This is a genomic window from Tardiphaga sp. GW822-FHT04G09, from assembly GCF_058800725.1.
On sequence record NZ_JBXAMO010000005.1, the window covers coordinates 151,223 to 165,834 of the forward strand.

Genomic DNA, 14,612 nt, shown 5'->3' on the forward strand with positions numbered 1-14,612 from the left:
ACGCTCCTGGCGGGACACTGCCTATGCGCGTGCTCGGATGGGGCGCAACAAAAAGGCGGGAAGGTGCGAGTGATCCGCCGGTTCGTTGTCCTCGCGACGCGGGCGTGGCGCTTCGGCGCGGCCGATGGATGGCGGGCGTTGCGCCTGCGGGGCTGCCGCTGCCACGGGTGCTGTGAAAGAAGTTTCAGCGGCCTGCGGTTGCGGGCTGCGCTCGCCGCCTTCCGAACGACCACCTTCACCGCGCGGGCCACGCTCACGGCGCGGCTTGCGATCCCGTCCACCTTCACGGGGCTGATCTTTGCGATGACCGTCGCGGCTGCCGCGCGGATGTTCGGCATTGGCTTCGCGATTGCCGGTGCGGTTGCGCGACTGGCGCGGCGCCTCGGCAGAAGCGGTTTCGCCCTGGACGGGCTCGGAGATCGCTATGGAGGTTTCGACCTTGGGAATCGACTGGCCGATCAGTTTTTCGATCGCCAGCATGGACTTCTGGTCCGACGGGCACACGAGCGAGATCGCGGAGCCGGTGCGGCCGGCGCGGCCGGTACGGCCGATGCGGTGCACGTAGTCGTCGGAATGATGCGGGACGTCGAAATTATAGACGTGGCTGACCGCAGGAATATCGAGGCCGCGGGCGGCGACGTCGGAAGCTACCAGGATCGGCAGCTCGCCCTTGCGGAACTGGTCCAGCGCGGCCGTGCGGGCCGACTGCTCCATGTCGCCATGCAGGGCGCCGACACTGAAGCCGTGCTTCTGGAGCGATTTGGCGAGCAACGCGACTTCGCGCTTGCGGTTGCAGAAGATGATCGCGTTCTTGAGGTCGGTGGCTTCGCGGAGAAGGGCCCGGAGCACTTCGCGCTTCTCGTGCGGCTCGCGGCCGACGGCCACTTGCGACTGGGTCACGGTGACGGCGGTGGAGGCGGGCTTGGAGACTTCGATCTTCACCGGATTATGCAGGAAGGTCTCAGTGACGCGGCGGATTTCGGCGGGCATGGTCGCCGTAAAAAAGAGGGTCTGACGTGTGAACGGCACTAGCTTGCAGATGCGTTCGATGTCGGGAATGAAGCCCATGTCCAGCATGCGGTCGGCTTCGTCGATCACAAGCAATTCGACGCCGGTGAGAAGCAGTCCGCCACGTTCGGTATGGTCGAGCAGGCGGCCCGGGGTGGCGATCAACACGTCGACGCCGCGGGTGAGCTTGGTGTCCTGATCACCGAACGAGACGCCGCCGATCAGCAGTGCCACGTTGAGCTTCTGGCCGACGCCGTATTTGTCGAACTGCTCCTTGACCTGTGCGGCCAGTTCGCGGGTTGGTTCGAGAATGAGCGTGCGGGGCATGCGGGCGCGGGCTCGGCCCTTTTCCAGCATGGTCATCATCGGGAGAACGAAGGCAGCGGTCTTGCCAGTGCCGGTCTGGGCGATGCCGAGCACGTCTTTGCGCGCCAGCACATGAGGAATCGCCTGTTCCTGAATGGGGGTTGGGGTGGTGTAACCGGTGGCCGCGACTGCGGCGAGAACCTTGTCGGACAGGCCGAGATTGGAGAAGGACATTGAGCCTCTGTATGGGGGCATGATCTGATCCGGTATCCGGATGATCACCGTTCGGAATCACGCCTCAGGTCGAAACCGCCGCTTGGATTCTCGGAAAATACTGCAGCGCTTATCCCCGGAGCGGCACGCAAACATGCACGGAGACGCTGGGCGCTGACAGGCGGCTTACTCAAGATATCGCGTTTCGATACCGGGCCGCGTCGAGCCGGAACATAGGCCGGAATCGGCCAAAGTCAATCCGTCCCCCTCTGAAACGGCCGAAAACGCTTAATGTTTACGCATAAATGGCCATAAAAGCTCGTTTTGACGGTCTCCCGCGGCACTTCCCGCGGAGGTCGCGGGGATATCTAGTCGACCGGTTTGCGTTCGCGGCCGGGCGGCCCGGCGATACCGATCAGCGTTCCGCTCACGATGAGCGCGGCCGAGATCACCGTGAACATCGCAATGGCGCCGTGGCTGCCGAGTAGCGGCAGCAGTGCGATCGGTACCAGTGCAGATACAATGCGGCCGAGGCCCCAGGCGCCGGCGGTGGCCGAGGCGCGCAGATGTGTCGGCAGCAACTCCACCGCATAGAGACTGAGCACGGCACTATAGACCGCGCTGGCGAGATTGAAGACGATGCCGGTGACGATGAGCGGCGTCAGGACCGTGCTGATCGCGAAAGTCAGTCCGGTTGCGATCATCACTACAGCGCAGGCGATCAGAGCGAGGCGGCGCGGGATGCGATCGACGAAGGCCGCTGCCGCCGCGATGCCGATCGACGGGCCAAACATTGTGAGACCAGCGAACAGCAGGGATTCACTGACATGGAATCCCTTCTGCACCATCACTGCGGCGCTGAGCAGCGGGAAGCCGATCGTGGCCCAGGGCCCAAGGACATAGAGCGCGGCAAGAAGCGCTGTGCGCCGCAGGCTGATCCGGTCGCGGGCGAGTGCTCGGAAGCCGCTGGATTTGGTTGCAATCGTTTCAGGAGCGGAGATCGCTGGCGGCGATGGCTGACGCGCGGACGCTTCGAAGCGACGGCACGCGACATCAGCCTCGGCGTCGCGTCCGACCGATGCGAGCCAGCGCGGCGATTCCGGCACCAGGAAGAACAGTAGGGCCGTCAGGGTCGAGCACGCGCTGCCGAAGATCAAAGCCCAGCGCCAGCCTTCGATGCCCCATGGCGCGATGGGCGTCAGCCAGCGGATCATCAGGATGATCGCTGGTGCACCGAGAAAGGCGAGCGCGCCGCACAGCATCATCAGCAGGCCGCGGCGCTTCGGCGGCAGCAGGTCTGACAGATAGGCCGATGTCAGAGGCGGATAGCCGCCGATGGCGAGGCCGGAAATGAAGCGGAAGGCAGTCATGGTTGCGACATCGCGACTGGCGGCGACGGCGAGTGAACTCAGCGCCAGAACTGCGAGCGCGCTCTGCAGCGCGATCTGCCGACCATAGCGATCCGCAATCCAGCCGAAAACAGGCGCCCCAACGGCACCGCCGGCAAATACCGACGCCAACAACAACGATAAATCGCCGCGCGAAATACTATAAGGTGGCGCAAGGAAGATGCCGGAAAAAGCATTGCTGAGCGCCACTTCGGCGATGTCTGCGAACAGGCCGAAGGCACAGAGCGCAAAGATACCGAGGTGAAGCGGCGAGACTGGCAGGCCGTCCAGGCGTGCCGCAACAGTCGGCATGGCTGCGCTGGTCGGCGCCCTGTGCGTCCGTACTTGGTCGTTCATCTGAAGCCCCGCATCGCTCAGCGGTGACGCATTACGCGTCATCCGCAGCCCGCGCGGACCATATGTCGATGGAACTCTATGAGTCGAGAGGGCGAATATGCGGCGAACCGCGGCGTTTCAGATCTGCGTTGGCACTGCCGCGCAGCCATACAGGATCATCTCGCAGGTCTGCCGATAGCGAGCCGAGAAGTCATTCGCCGCGATCGGAGGGAGGGCCTGATTGACTGCCCGTCCACCATCGGCCAGCGCCTGCGCGATCTGTGCAGCCGTGAAACGACCGGTCAGGACCAGCAGTTTGCTGTAGTGAAAATCGACGATCAGCTTTTCCAACTCGGCCTGGAAGGCAATGGCGGACTCGATCATGAGATCGCGGCAGCGCCGAAAGGCCTCCGCATTAAGCTCGACGGTATGCGGAGAGAAGGTCAGCATCCGGCGGGTTTCGCCGTATCTCAGGTCGATGATCGTCGCAAAGATATCGAGTGCGCTGCCGCCGCTTTCCCGGATTTTCTGGCCGGCTTCAAGCGCCTGCGCGATCGCAACCTCGTTGCGATGGGCGACGCTCGCACGAAATGCTTCTTCCTTGTTGCTGAAATAGTAATAGAGCGCGCGCTGCGTGAAGCCGCATTCTCTGGCGAGACCGACCATCGACAGACCGGCATAGCCGTGATCGAGGAAAGCCTGGTTGACCCGAAGCAGCAACTCGTGCCCGGGCGTAATCATCTTTTTTGCCATTGGTCGTCAGGTATCCAGTCGTAGCGGGCTTCGGGCGGGTGATTAAAAACTGCCTGAAATCTTACAGTCTAAAAAATCCCGTCCTCAGATCGCCAAGCTACGGAGGAACGCAAAGTTCCTGAGACGCGCTTCCTAACGTGGTTGCCTGTAGCAGGGGCCGGCTTTAGCAATTGCCCCCCGGATTGGCTCCGGACCTCATGAATTGTCACATAGCACATGTCGGGGCAATCATGTCGATGGTTTGCCGCGCAACTCTTATCCACAGGACATCGCGACGCGCGGTACGTCATCACCCTCGATCGAAAGCGTACGCCGAGGCGTCCGAAAGCCCACCAATTCCGGCGCGCGTGCGAGGAATACCGCAAGGTGCCTATTTGCCATAAGTGCCCAGCTGCATCCCGAGATTCTGCATCACGAAAGCATTCATGCGCAGATGCACTTCGCTGCCGCTCTGTAGACGGGCATCGACCTCATATGTCGCTGGATCGACCTGGCGGATCCCGATGATCTGGGTGATATCCAGCACTTCCGGGGTGGTCTGTGCAGGCTTGGCGGCAACTGGTGCGCGCTTCGGTTTGGCGGCGGCAGCCGGGGGCTTTGCCGCGGTGGCGGGGGCCGCATCCTGCGCAAGTGCCATGGTGGGAAGCAGCAGCGCGGCTGCGAGGACGAGTGATTTCACGATGATCTCCAGACTCTGATTGGCTTCGGGCTAGCGGAGATTAAGGCGGAAAATGTGGCAGCGGGCTGTAATCGGCGGGCAGAAGATCTGCCTGAGCAGGCGGGACAAAATGGGTGGTAGCGGCTAGACCTCGGTTTGAACCGGCCGCCATTCTGCCTCGACCAAGGCAGAGAATCACGCGGTCGAGCCACCATACGGATAGTGCGCTGGCGGGGCGGGGATAGAACAATGCGACGGCTTTTGATTCTGCTGGCGGCGCTGGCTGCGGCAGCACTTTCGGCAGCGCCGGCCTTTGCCTCGAAACGCGTGGCGCTGGTCATCGGCAATAATGACTACCGCAACGTGCCGAAGCTGCAGAAGGCTGTAAACGATGCCCGCAGCATGGGCGACGCCCTCAAGGGTCTCGGCTTCAGTGTCATGGTGGCCGAGAACCAGACCCGGCAGGGCTTCAGCCAGTCGTTGCTCGCTTTCGATTCGACGATCGAAAAAGGCGATACGGCCTTTTTCTTTTTTGCGGGCCACGGTTTCGAGATCGCTGGCCAGAATTTCCTGCTGCCGACGGACGTCCCGGCGGCCACCGAGGGGCAGGAAGAACTGGTGCGCGACTCCGCGATCCTTGCCGACCGTATCGTGACGCGCCTGCAGATGCGCGGCGCGCGGACGTCGATTCTGGTGTTCGATGCCTGTCGCAACAATCCGTTCGAGCGCGCTGGCACTCGCGCAGTGGCCGGCAGCGGCGGCCTCGCCCCGATGACAACGCTCCCGGAAGGCGTATTTTCGATCTTCTCGGCAGGGCCGCGGCAGACCGCGCTGGATCGCTTGTCGAACAACGACACCGATCCGAATTCGGTTTTCACGCGCGCCTTCATCAAGGAATTGCAGGAGCCATCGCTGAACCTGGTGCAGGTTGCGCAGCGCACGCGGCGGACCGTCAGCGAGATGGCGGAGACCGTGAAGCACCGCCAGGTGCCGGTGTATTTCGACCAGATGGTCGATGACGTCTTTCTCAATGGTCCGGCGCCCAAGCCGGCCAATGCGCAGCCGGCCGAACCGCTGCAGCAGGTCGCTGCGCTGCCGCCTGTCAACGTTCCGCAACTGCCGCCCGCCAACGATGCGGTGAACGCACCGATCGCCAGCTTCTCGCGCCACAATGGCGGCTGGACCGTGATGTTCTCGATCGCCGATCCGACGCTGGGCATATCCTGGCGGATGGGGGAGGCGGGTAGCTTCCGCGAAACCGGCTTCATGGACACGCTCGATCCACGTACGCGCAAGCGGATGCCGAATCCGGCGATCCAGCTCGATGCCGATGCCGCGGCGGCGACCATCTATCTGCGTTACATCGACGCCAACGGCGAAATGCAGGGCCCCTTTCCGATACGCTTCGATCCGGAAGCCGCATTGGTTCGCGACCAGCGCAAGATCCTCGATATGACCGCTGGAAGCTGGCTTGCCTTCGGTGGCTACAACACACCGTTGATGTACTATACGCACCTGATGTCATATCGCTGCGCCATCCGCGAAGCCCGCGTGGGTATCGACAGTGCCGTGCCGGACAAGGTTCTAAAATTCCCGCCCTGCGATCTGCACGACCCGATTGCGACACCATCTGGCGCCGAACCGTATATCAAGATCCCTGCGACCACGAAGTTCGTTTCTGTCGAATTGACCTTCCGCGACGGCAGCGTATCGGAAATCAAGAGCTTTCGACGTTCTGGAAATCGATAAGCATGATCGACACCGCCCTGCGAGCCAAAGTCATCGCCGACATCAAAGAGCTTGAAGAACGCTGCCGGCAGGCGATGTTGAGATCGGATGTGCCAGAGCTCGAAGAGCTTTTTGCCGAAGAACTGGTCTACACGCATTCGAACGCCGAAGTTGACACGATGGCGGAATATATCGCCAAGCTCGACAATCATTTACTATCGCTATCACGAGCTGAATTTCCTGGATCAGGATATCCGCATCGCTGGTCAGGCTGCGCTTGTGACGGGCCGTATGACGGGTGAGGTCATGATCGCCGGGCAGTTGAGACAGCTCAACAGCCGAACGACAGTCGTCTGGATCCGTCGTGACGATCGCTGGCAATTGCTGGCTTTCCAGAGCACGCCGATCCCCGCAAGCTAGAGTACTGCGTTTTCCGTTGACGGAAACCCGCAGCCTCCCTCAAGTTGTAATTCTGTTCTTGAGGAAAACGAATGACGGCAGGCGCGAACGAGAACTCGCTGACTGCGCGCTGCTGCATCGTTGGTGGCGGCCCTGCCGGGATGATGCTTGGCTATCTGCTTGGCCGTGCCGGCATCGATACGATTGTCCTCGAGAAGCATGCCGATTTCTTCCGCGATTTCCGCGGTGACACCGTGCATCCTTCGACGCTGCAGGTGATGGATGAGCTCGGCCTGATCGACGACTTCCTCAAGATCAAGCACGACCGTATCCAGAAAATGGATGGCTTCTTCGGAACGCATAAGCTGCGCATTGCGGATATCAGCCGCACCAGCGCGAAATATCCGTTCATCGCCTTCATGCCGCAGTGGGATTTCCTCAATTTCCTGCGCGACAAGGGGCAACGCTATCCGCATCTGAAGGTGATGATGAACACCGAGGCGACCGATCTCATCTGGTCGGGCGAGCAGGTGATTGGCGTCAAAGCCATGACCGAGCAGGGGCCGGTCCAGATCCATGCCGATCTGACCGTGGCCTGCGATGGTCGGCATTCGATCGTGCGGCCGGCTGCGAAGCTGGAGGTCGAAGACATCGCAGCGCCAATGGACATCTTGTGGTTTCGCGTCGCCAAGGGTTCGGAGACGGAGAGCGTGTTCGCGCGCCTTGAGCCCGGCAAGATGATGGTGACCATCGATCGCGGCGACTACTGGCAGTGTGCTTATGTGATTGCGAAGGGACACTACGAGGAGATCAAGGCGCGTGGCCTTGAGGCTTTCCGTGCCGAGACGTCACGTCTGGCGCCGATGCTGAGCGCGCATATCGGAGACCTGAAGAGCTGGGACGACGTCAAACTACTGACCGTCGCGATCAATCGGCTCAAGCGCTGGACCCGGCCGGGGCTGCTGTGCATCGGCGACGCCGCGCATGCGATGTCCCCAGTTGGCGGCGTCGGTGTGAATATCGCGGTGCAGGACGCCGTCGCGACCGCCAACCTGCTGGCGGCGAAGCTGGCGAAGGGACTGGTGACCGAGGACGACCTCGGCGCGGTGCGGCGTCGTCGCGAATTCCCGATGCGCGTAACACAGGGCATGCAGGTTGTGATGCAGAACAACATCATCAGCCGGGCATTGGCCAAGAGCCGCGAGCCGCTGACGCCGCCGCTGATCATGCGACTGGTCAGCGCGTTTCCACCGCTGCAGGGGCTGACCGCACGCTTCCTGGCCATCGGTGTGCGGCCGGAACACGTGCGATCGCCTGAGGCCTGAAACAGACTATCCCTGCACCGAGAAGCCGCCGTCCACGGGGATTGCCGTGCCGGTGACAAAATCCGAGGCGCGTGACGACAGGAACACGGCAATGCCCGCAAAATCTCTGGATGCGCCCCAGCGGCCGGCGGGCGTTCGTGCCAGGACCTTGTCATGCAGGCCGTCGACTTCACGGCGTGCATTCTGTGTCAGTTCGGTATCGATCCAGCCCGGCAGGATGGCGTTGCACTGGATGTTGTGCGGCGCCCATGCGACGGCGCAGGAGCGGGTGAACTGCACGATCCCGCCTTTGCTAGCGGCATAGGCCGGCGCGAAAGATGCGCCGAAGATCGACAGCATCGACCCGATATTGATGACCTTGCCGCCGCCTGCGGCTTTCATCGCCGGATACGCCGCCTGCGAACAGACGAAGGCGCTGGTGAGATTGGTCTTGATCACGCTGTCCCATTCGTCGAGTGCGATTTCGTGTGGCGGCTTGCGGATATTGATGCCGGCATTGTTGACGAGGATATCGATGCGGCCGAGTTCTTTCAGCACGCGTGCGATCATGCCGTCGACAGCGGTCTTGTCGGTCACATTGGCCTCTATGGCGACGGCCCTCGCGCCGCTCTCGGTCAACTCCGCGACGGCGTCCTTGGATTTGGTCTGATTGCGGCCGACTACGGCGATGGTCGCGCCAGCCTGCGCCAGACCCCGCGCCATACCGAGCCCGATGCCGCCATTGCCGCCGGTGACGATGGCCACTTTGCCGGAGAGATCGAATAGTCCTGTAGTCATGGTGTTGTCCTCATTGCATCAGCCTTGAATCGAAAAGCCGCCATCGACGGTGAGGGCGGCTCCGTTCACGAAATCCGAAGCCGCGCTGGCCAGGAACACGGCCGCGCCCGCAAGATCATCTGGGGTGCCCCAGCGTTGCGCCGGTACGCGCCCGAGAATGCGGTCATGTAGTTCGGGCCGGATTTCTTTGGCACGTTTGGTCAGATCAGTGTCGATCCACCCCGGCAGAATCGCGTTGGACTGGATGTTGTCCGTAGCCCATGCCGTCGCCAGCGCGCGGGTGAATTGCAGGATGCCACCTTTGCTGGCGGCGTAGTTTGCGGCCTGGCCGGCGCCGAGCGTGGCCAGCACCGAGGCGATATTGATGATCTTGCCGCCGCCTGCGGTTTTCATCGGCGGATAGACAGCCTGCGCGCAGATGAAAGGCGCGGTCATGTTGACGTTGATGACCTTCTGCCAGTCCGCCAGTGCCATCTCTTCGATCGGCGCGGAGATGCTGATACCGGCATTGTTGACGAGGATATCGATGCGGCCGAACGCGCTCAATGTCGCGGCGACCATCTGTGCGACAGACCTGGCGTCGGTGACGTCAGTCGTCAGCGCGAGCACGGCATGTCCGGATTTCTCAAGTTCGGCTTTAGCCTGAGCCGCATTATCGCTGTTGCGATCGGCGATCGCGAGGGTGGCACCGGCATTCGCCAGCCCGCGTGCCATGCCGAGGCCGATACCGGTATTGCCGCCAGTGACGATGGCGACCTTGCCGGTGAGGTCAAAGAGATTGCTGGTCAAGAATGTCCGCCCCGCGACTTGTGATGTCCGACGCATTCTGTGGCGCGTCTGGAACGGATCATCGCAAGACTGGCGGGAAGATGGAAGAGGGGCGTTACCGCCGCATGAGACCGAGTCCCATCAGGCCGACGCCAAACGCGGCGAGAGCAGCGCCGTAATAGGCCCACTGCATCTGGCTGATCATGAAGCTGGATCTCGGCCAATTGACGAGGCCGGTGCCCTGGCCGATCCAGAGGGTGCCGATCAGGAAGGCGAGAATGCCGAGGGTGAGGAATGGTGCACGCATGTAGATAGCTACGCGCGTCGTCGCCGATAGTTTCGACGTCCGCGCAGGTATCGCGTAGAGGCGATGCCTGCGGGAGTTTTAAACGTCCAGCAATTCGTCGCTGGCGAATTCCGCCTTGTCCGAAATGAACGCAAACCGGGCTTCGGCCTTGGTGCCCATCAGGCGCTCGACGGAGTCAGCAGTGCCGTCGCGGTCTTCCGGCAGCAGCTGCACGCGCAGCAAGGTGCGCTTTGCCGGGTCCATGGTGGTTTCCTTGAGCTGCGCCGGCATCATTTCGCCCAGGCCTTTGAAGCGACCGACATCGACCTTGGCGTTGGCGTTGAATTCGCTCTTCAGCAATGCGTCCTTGTGCGCGTCGTCGCGCGCATAGACGGTCTTGCTCCCATGGGTGAGGCGATAGAGCGGCGGCACTGCGAGATAGAGATGCCCTTCATCGATCATCTTTGGCATCTGCCGGTAGAAGAAGGTGATCAGCAGTGACGCGATGTGGGCGCCGTCGACGTCGGCATCGGTCATGATGATGATGCGCGAATAGCGCAGGTCCTCTTCGCGGTAATGTGCGCCGGTGCCGGCGCCGATCGCCTGCATGAGGTCGCTGATCTGCGCGTTGGCCGTCAGCTTTTCCTTGGTCGCCGAGGCGACGTTGAGGATCTTGCCGCGCAGCGGCAGGATGGCCTGGGTCTTGCGATCGCGCGCCTGCTTGGCTGAGCCACCTGCCGAGTCGCCCTCGACGATGAACAGTTCGGAGCCTTCGGTCGCGGTATTGGTGCAGTCGGCGAGCTTGCCGGGCAGACGCAGCTTCTTCACCGCGGTCTTGCGCGAGGTTTCCTTCTCGGCACGGCGACGCAGGCGTTCGTCGGCGCGTTCCAGCACGAATTCGAGCAACTTGTTGGCCTGCACCGGATTGCCGGACAACCAGTGGTCGAACGGGTCCTTGATGGCCTGTTCGACGATCTTCTGGGCTTCAGCGGTCGCGAGACGGTCCTTGGTCTGGCCCTGGAACTCCGGCTCGCGCACGAATACCGAGAGCATCACGGCGGCACCGACCATGACGTCTTCCGAAGTGATGGTGCCGGAGCGCTTGCCCTGGCCAACGCGTTCGGCGTGGTCCTTCAACCCGCGCAACATGGCGCTGCGCATGCCGGCTTCATGGGTGCCGCCGTCGGGCGTCGGCACCGTGTTGGTATAGGACGACATGAAGCCGTCGGCGTCGGCAGTCCAGGCAACCGCCCATTCGCACGCGCCATGGGCGCCGTTGCGGCCCGACTTGCCGGAGAAGATTTCCGGATGCACCAGCGTATCGGCGTGGATAGCCGCGGCGAGATAGTCCTTGAGGCCGCCGGGGAAGTGGAATTCGTCCTCCGCCGGAGTGTCCTCGAGGCCCTTGAGCAATTCCGGATCGCACTTCCAGCGGATCTTCACGCCACCAAACAGATAGGCCTTGGAGCGCGCCATCTTGAACAGGCGCTGCGGCTTGAAGGCTGCCTTGGCTCCGAAGATGTCGGTGTCCGGCTTGAAGCGCACGCGCGTCCCGCGGCGGTTATGAACCTTGCCGAGATCCTCGAGCTTGCCCTGCGGAATGCCGCGGGCGAACGTCATCTTGTAGAGCTGCTGGTTGCGCGCGACCTCGACCTCGAGCAGCGAGGAGAGGGCGTTGACCACGGAGACGCCGACGCCGTGCAGACCGCCAGAGGTCTCATAGACCTTGGAGTCGAATTTGCCGCCGGCATGCAGCGTGCACATGATGACTTCGAGGGCGGATTTCTTCGGGTGCTTCGGATGCGGATCGACCGGAATGCCGCGGCCGTTATCGGACACCGAGAGGAAGCCGTCGGCGGTGAGTTCCACCTCGATGAAGGTCGCATGGCCAGCCAGCGCCTCGTCCATCGAGTTGTCGATCACTTCGGCGAACAGGTGATGCAGCGCCTTTTCGTCGGTACCGCCGATATACATGCCCGGGCGACGTCGTACCGGCTCGAGGCCTTCGAGAACCTCGATGTCGGCCGCCGTATAGCCGTCCTCGGCGGTGGCGGAGCGGGCGGGCGCCTTTGGTGCGGCAGCCGATTTTGGTGCGCTGGCGCCGCCGAAAAGATCGGCTTTCGCGTTTGATTTCTGTGCCTTGGCCATATGTCTTAAAGTCTTGTCTTGGGTTGCGCCGCGCGACGCGCGGCGAATCGTTGCTGTGACTATGCCACGTTCGGGTTGGCAATGTGGCTGCGACCTCGGGGCGATCAGGCGGTGCCGGAGCGCTCGGTGCGTAGCACGATCACGACGAACAGGGCCATGGCCGCAAGCACGATCAGCGAGCCGACGATCGGAATGGCCACATAGGCGTGGTTGGCGAGCAGGGTAATGCCGATGCCGACCGGGAACACGATGCCGCCGATGATGTGCATGACGCCCTGGATCCTGGCCAGCTGGGAGCGTCCGGCTGCGGGTATCAGACGGTAATACAACCCGAACAGGAACAGCAGCACGCCGCCGACGAGGTTGAGATGCGCATGTGCGGGGCTCAGCAGGAAGTCCTGGCGAATGCCCATCACAACGCCGGCGACCATGCCGATCAACAATACAACTGCACTCACGCACATCATCAGCGATCCGATCATCTTCAGTCCTTTGAGTTCCAGATTTTGACAGCGGGCGGGAGGTCCCAACCGCGGTACAGAGGTGCCATTGGGTAAGCCGGTCTGTGACCTTGGACACAGAAACCGGGAAAAGGTTCAAATCTACCGGCGGGCACCCGCATCGGGGCTGTCGGCTCTCAGATGTTGTGACTTGATGTGATCGGCGTGGCCGGATTACCTGTCGCGGGCGTTTGAAGATTAAAACGGTTCGCGGCCAATCAGGTCGGTGCCAGAACCGTAAAGGAACACTCTCCATATGGAAGGCTGGATGCACGGGCTGATCGAATTCGTGCGCCAGAACCAGGTCTGGGCGGCGCCGATCGTTCTGCTGCTGGCCTTCGGGGAATCGCTCGCCTTCATCTCCTTGCTGCTGCCGGCCTGGGGGGCGCTGGTGGCTATCGGCGCGCTCGTTGGCGCGAGCGGCATCAGCTTCTGGCCGGTGCTGATTGCCGGGGCCATCGGTGCGGCGCTTGGCGACTGGCTCTCTTACTGGTTCGGCTTCAGATACAAGGATCAGGTCGCCCAGATCTGGCCGCTGTCCAAATTCCCCGAGCTGCTTCCGCGCGGCGAAGCCTTCGTGAAGAGGTGGGGCGTACCCAGCATCTATATCGGCCGCTTCTTCGGCCCGTTGCGGGCCTCGGTGCCACTGGCGGCCGGCATTTTCGAAATGCCATATTGGCGTTTTCAGGTCGCCAACTTCACCTCTGCCTTCATCTGGGCGGGCGTTCTTCTGCTGTTCGGCGATGGCCTGTCGATGACCGTGGAATGGCTCTGGAAGCTGAAGTAGTCCGGCGGGGAATAACCGTCGTGCCCGGGTGTTAGACGGCTGACGTGTCGCGGTGTCCGCATGCCGCGACAACTCGCAGAAGTCATCGAACGCTGGTAGATAGTTCCGCCAGCCCCTGTCTCGCGCCGCTCGCTGCTTCACCCAGGAGAACATCATGGACCTGTCACGTCGTCACGCCCTTGCCGGAGCCGCCGCGCTTGCCGCATCTCCATTGCTCGCTACAGGTTCCGCCAAAGCCGCAGCTCCGCTGGCCGACAAGCAGGCGCCGAGCTTCTATCGCTACAAGGTCGGCGATGCGCAGGTAAATGTCATCTCCGACGGCGCCAGTACCTTCCCGCTGGCTGACACCTTCGTGCTCAACGCCAAGAAGGATGAAGTCAACGCGGCGCTCGACAAGGCCTTCCTGCCGAAGGACAAGATGACCATCCACTTTGCGCCGCTGGTCATCAACACCGGGGGCAAGCTGGTCGTCATCGACACCGGCAATGGCCCCGGAGCCCTCGCTGCCACCAAGGGCAATGTCGGCCAGTTCGCCAACAACATGGCCGCCGCCGGCATCGACGCCAAGAACGTCGATATGGTCATCATCTCGCATTTCCATGGCGATCACGTGAACGGGCTTCTTGCCGCCGATGGCACGCCGGCTTTTCCGAATGCCGAGGTCCTCGTCCCGGCCGCCGAGTGGAAGTACTGGAACGACGATGGCGAGATGGCCAAGGCCGCCAATGACCGCATGAAGGGTCTGTTCGCCAGCAACCGGAAACTCTTCAACGATGGGCTGAAGAAGAAGGTCACCCCCTATGAGTGGGGCAAGGACGTCGCGCCGGGCCTTCTCGCCGTGGAGTCGGTTGGTCATACGCCGGGCCACACGTCGTTCGTGCTGTCGTCCGGCAGCGACAAGCTGTTCATCCAGTCCGACGTCACCAACCATCCGTCCCTGTTCGTCGCCAATCCCGGCTGGCATCTGATGTTCGATCAGGATCCGGCACAGGCGGAAACAACCCGGCGTAAGGTCTATGACATGCTGGTGGCGGAGAAGATGCGCGTTCAGGGCTTCCACTATCCGTTCCCGGCGAATGGCTATGTCGAAAAGGATGGTGGTGGTTATCGGCTGGTGCCGGCGCCGTGGAGCCCGGTGATCTAAGCGAAGCCTGACCATTCCGGCCTGCGCTGCTGCGCAGGCCGCCGCTCCCGCGAAAACCGTCGCCTCCGGCATCGCGCCGTGCCAGTCT

The 14,612-nt window shown here is 62.3% G+C and carries 15 protein-coding genes; 6 read left to right on the top strand and 9 right to left on the bottom strand.

Going from position 1 to position 14,612, the window contains the following annotated elements; genetic code table 11:
- Positions 1-21 precede the first annotated feature (21 nt).
- From AC1RLZ_RS11980 to AC1RLZ_RS11995, 4 genes are all read right to left on the bottom strand, one after another.
- A complete protein-coding gene (locus tag AC1RLZ_RS11980) occupies positions 22-1,548 on the bottom strand; it encodes a DEAD/DEAH box helicase (RefSeq protein WP_493188804.1) in 1,527 nt (508 codons plus the stop codon).
- Between the two features lie 347 nt (positions 1,549-1,895).
- Positions 1,896-3,272, bottom strand: coding sequence for an MFS transporter (locus AC1RLZ_RS11985; RefSeq protein WP_493188805.1), 1,377 nt, complete (start codon positions 3,270-3,272; stop codon positions 1,896-1,898).
- A gap of 117 nt (positions 3,273-3,389) precedes the next feature.
- Positions 3,390-4,004, bottom strand: coding sequence for a TetR/AcrR family transcriptional regulator (locus tag AC1RLZ_RS11990; protein ID WP_371421641.1), 615 nt, complete (start codon positions 4,002-4,004; stop codon positions 3,390-3,392).
- A 370-nt stretch (positions 4,005-4,374) separates the two neighbouring features.
- Positions 4,375-4,683, bottom strand: a complete 309-nt coding sequence (locus AC1RLZ_RS11995) for a hypothetical protein (RefSeq protein ID WP_493188806.1) — start codon at positions 4,681-4,683, stop codon at positions 4,375-4,377.
- A 228-nt stretch (positions 4,684-4,911) separates the two neighbouring features.
- Here AC1RLZ_RS11995 and AC1RLZ_RS12000 point away from each other — a divergent pair, with 228 nt between their 5' ends.
- The 4 genes from AC1RLZ_RS12000 (at position 4,912) to AC1RLZ_RS12015 (ending at position 8,114) form a co-directional block, all read left to right on the top strand.
- Positions 4,912-6,411 carry a caspase family protein gene (locus AC1RLZ_RS12000; protein WP_493188807.1) on the top strand — a complete coding sequence of 500 codons (1,500 nt, stop codon included), beginning with the start codon at positions 4,912-4,914 and terminating at the stop codon, positions 6,409-6,411.
- A gap of 2 nt (positions 6,412-6,413) precedes the next feature.
- Positions 6,414-6,692, top strand: coding sequence for a DUF4440 domain-containing protein (locus AC1RLZ_RS12005; RefSeq protein WP_493188808.1), 279 nt, complete (start codon positions 6,414-6,416; stop codon positions 6,690-6,692).
- Positions 6,670-6,810 (top strand): hypothetical protein, encoded by a 141-nt coding sequence (locus tag AC1RLZ_RS12010; RefSeq protein WP_493188809.1) that lies wholly within the window; start codon positions 6,670-6,672, stop codon positions 6,808-6,810. Before AC1RLZ_RS12005 ends, AC1RLZ_RS12010 begins: the two co-directional genes overlap by 23 nt.
- Before the next feature lie 71 nt (positions 6,811-6,881).
- Positions 6,882-8,114, top strand: a complete 1,233-nt coding sequence (locus tag AC1RLZ_RS12015; protein ID WP_493188810.1) for an FAD-dependent oxidoreductase — start codon at positions 6,882-6,884, stop codon at positions 8,112-8,114.
- A 6-nt stretch (positions 8,115-8,120) separates the two neighbouring features.
- On the opposite strand, the gene AC1RLZ_RS12020 is transcribed toward AC1RLZ_RS12015, so the two are convergent.
- The 5 genes from AC1RLZ_RS12020 to AC1RLZ_RS12040 form a co-directional block, all read right to left on the bottom strand.
- Positions 8,121-8,891: an SDR family NAD(P)-dependent oxidoreductase gene (locus tag AC1RLZ_RS12020; RefSeq protein WP_493188811.1), complete on the bottom strand. Its 771-nt coding sequence runs from the start codon at positions 8,889-8,891 to the stop codon at positions 8,121-8,123.
- 18 nt (positions 8,892-8,909) lie between these two features.
- On the bottom strand, positions 8,910-9,680 hold the full coding sequence (locus AC1RLZ_RS12025; RefSeq protein WP_493188812.1) for an SDR family NAD(P)-dependent oxidoreductase: 771 nt from the start codon (positions 9,678-9,680) through the stop codon (positions 8,910-8,912).
- Positions 9,681-9,774: 94 nt separating this feature from the next.
- Entirely contained in the window at positions 9,775-9,966 is a 192-nt protein-coding gene (locus tag AC1RLZ_RS12030) for a hypothetical protein (protein ID WP_493188813.1), read from the bottom strand.
- Positions 9,967-10,044: 78 nt separating this feature from the next.
- Entirely contained in the window at positions 10,045-12,093 is a 2,049-nt protein-coding gene (parE, locus tag AC1RLZ_RS12035; protein ID WP_493188814.1) for a DNA topoisomerase IV subunit B, read from the bottom strand.
- A gap of 104 nt (positions 12,094-12,197) precedes the next feature.
- Positions 12,198-12,575 carry a hypothetical protein gene (locus AC1RLZ_RS12040; protein ID WP_493188815.1) on the bottom strand — a complete coding sequence of 126 codons (378 nt, stop codon included), beginning with the start codon at positions 12,573-12,575 and terminating at the stop codon, positions 12,198-12,200.
- Between the two features lie 274 nt (positions 12,576-12,849).
- On the opposite strand from AC1RLZ_RS12040, the gene AC1RLZ_RS12045 reads away from it, so the two are divergent.
- Together AC1RLZ_RS12045 and AC1RLZ_RS12050 are read left to right on the top strand one after the other, a co-directional pair.
- Positions 12,850-13,380, top strand: a complete 531-nt coding sequence (locus AC1RLZ_RS12045) for a DedA family protein (protein ID WP_493188816.1) — start codon at positions 12,850-12,852, stop codon at positions 13,378-13,380.
- A 154-nt stretch (positions 13,381-13,534) separates the two neighbouring features.
- Positions 13,535-14,524, top strand: a complete 990-nt coding sequence (locus AC1RLZ_RS12050; protein WP_493188817.1) for an MBL fold metallo-hydrolase — start codon at positions 13,535-13,537, stop codon at positions 14,522-14,524.
- The last annotated feature ends 88 nt before the right edge of the window (positions 14,525-14,612 follow it).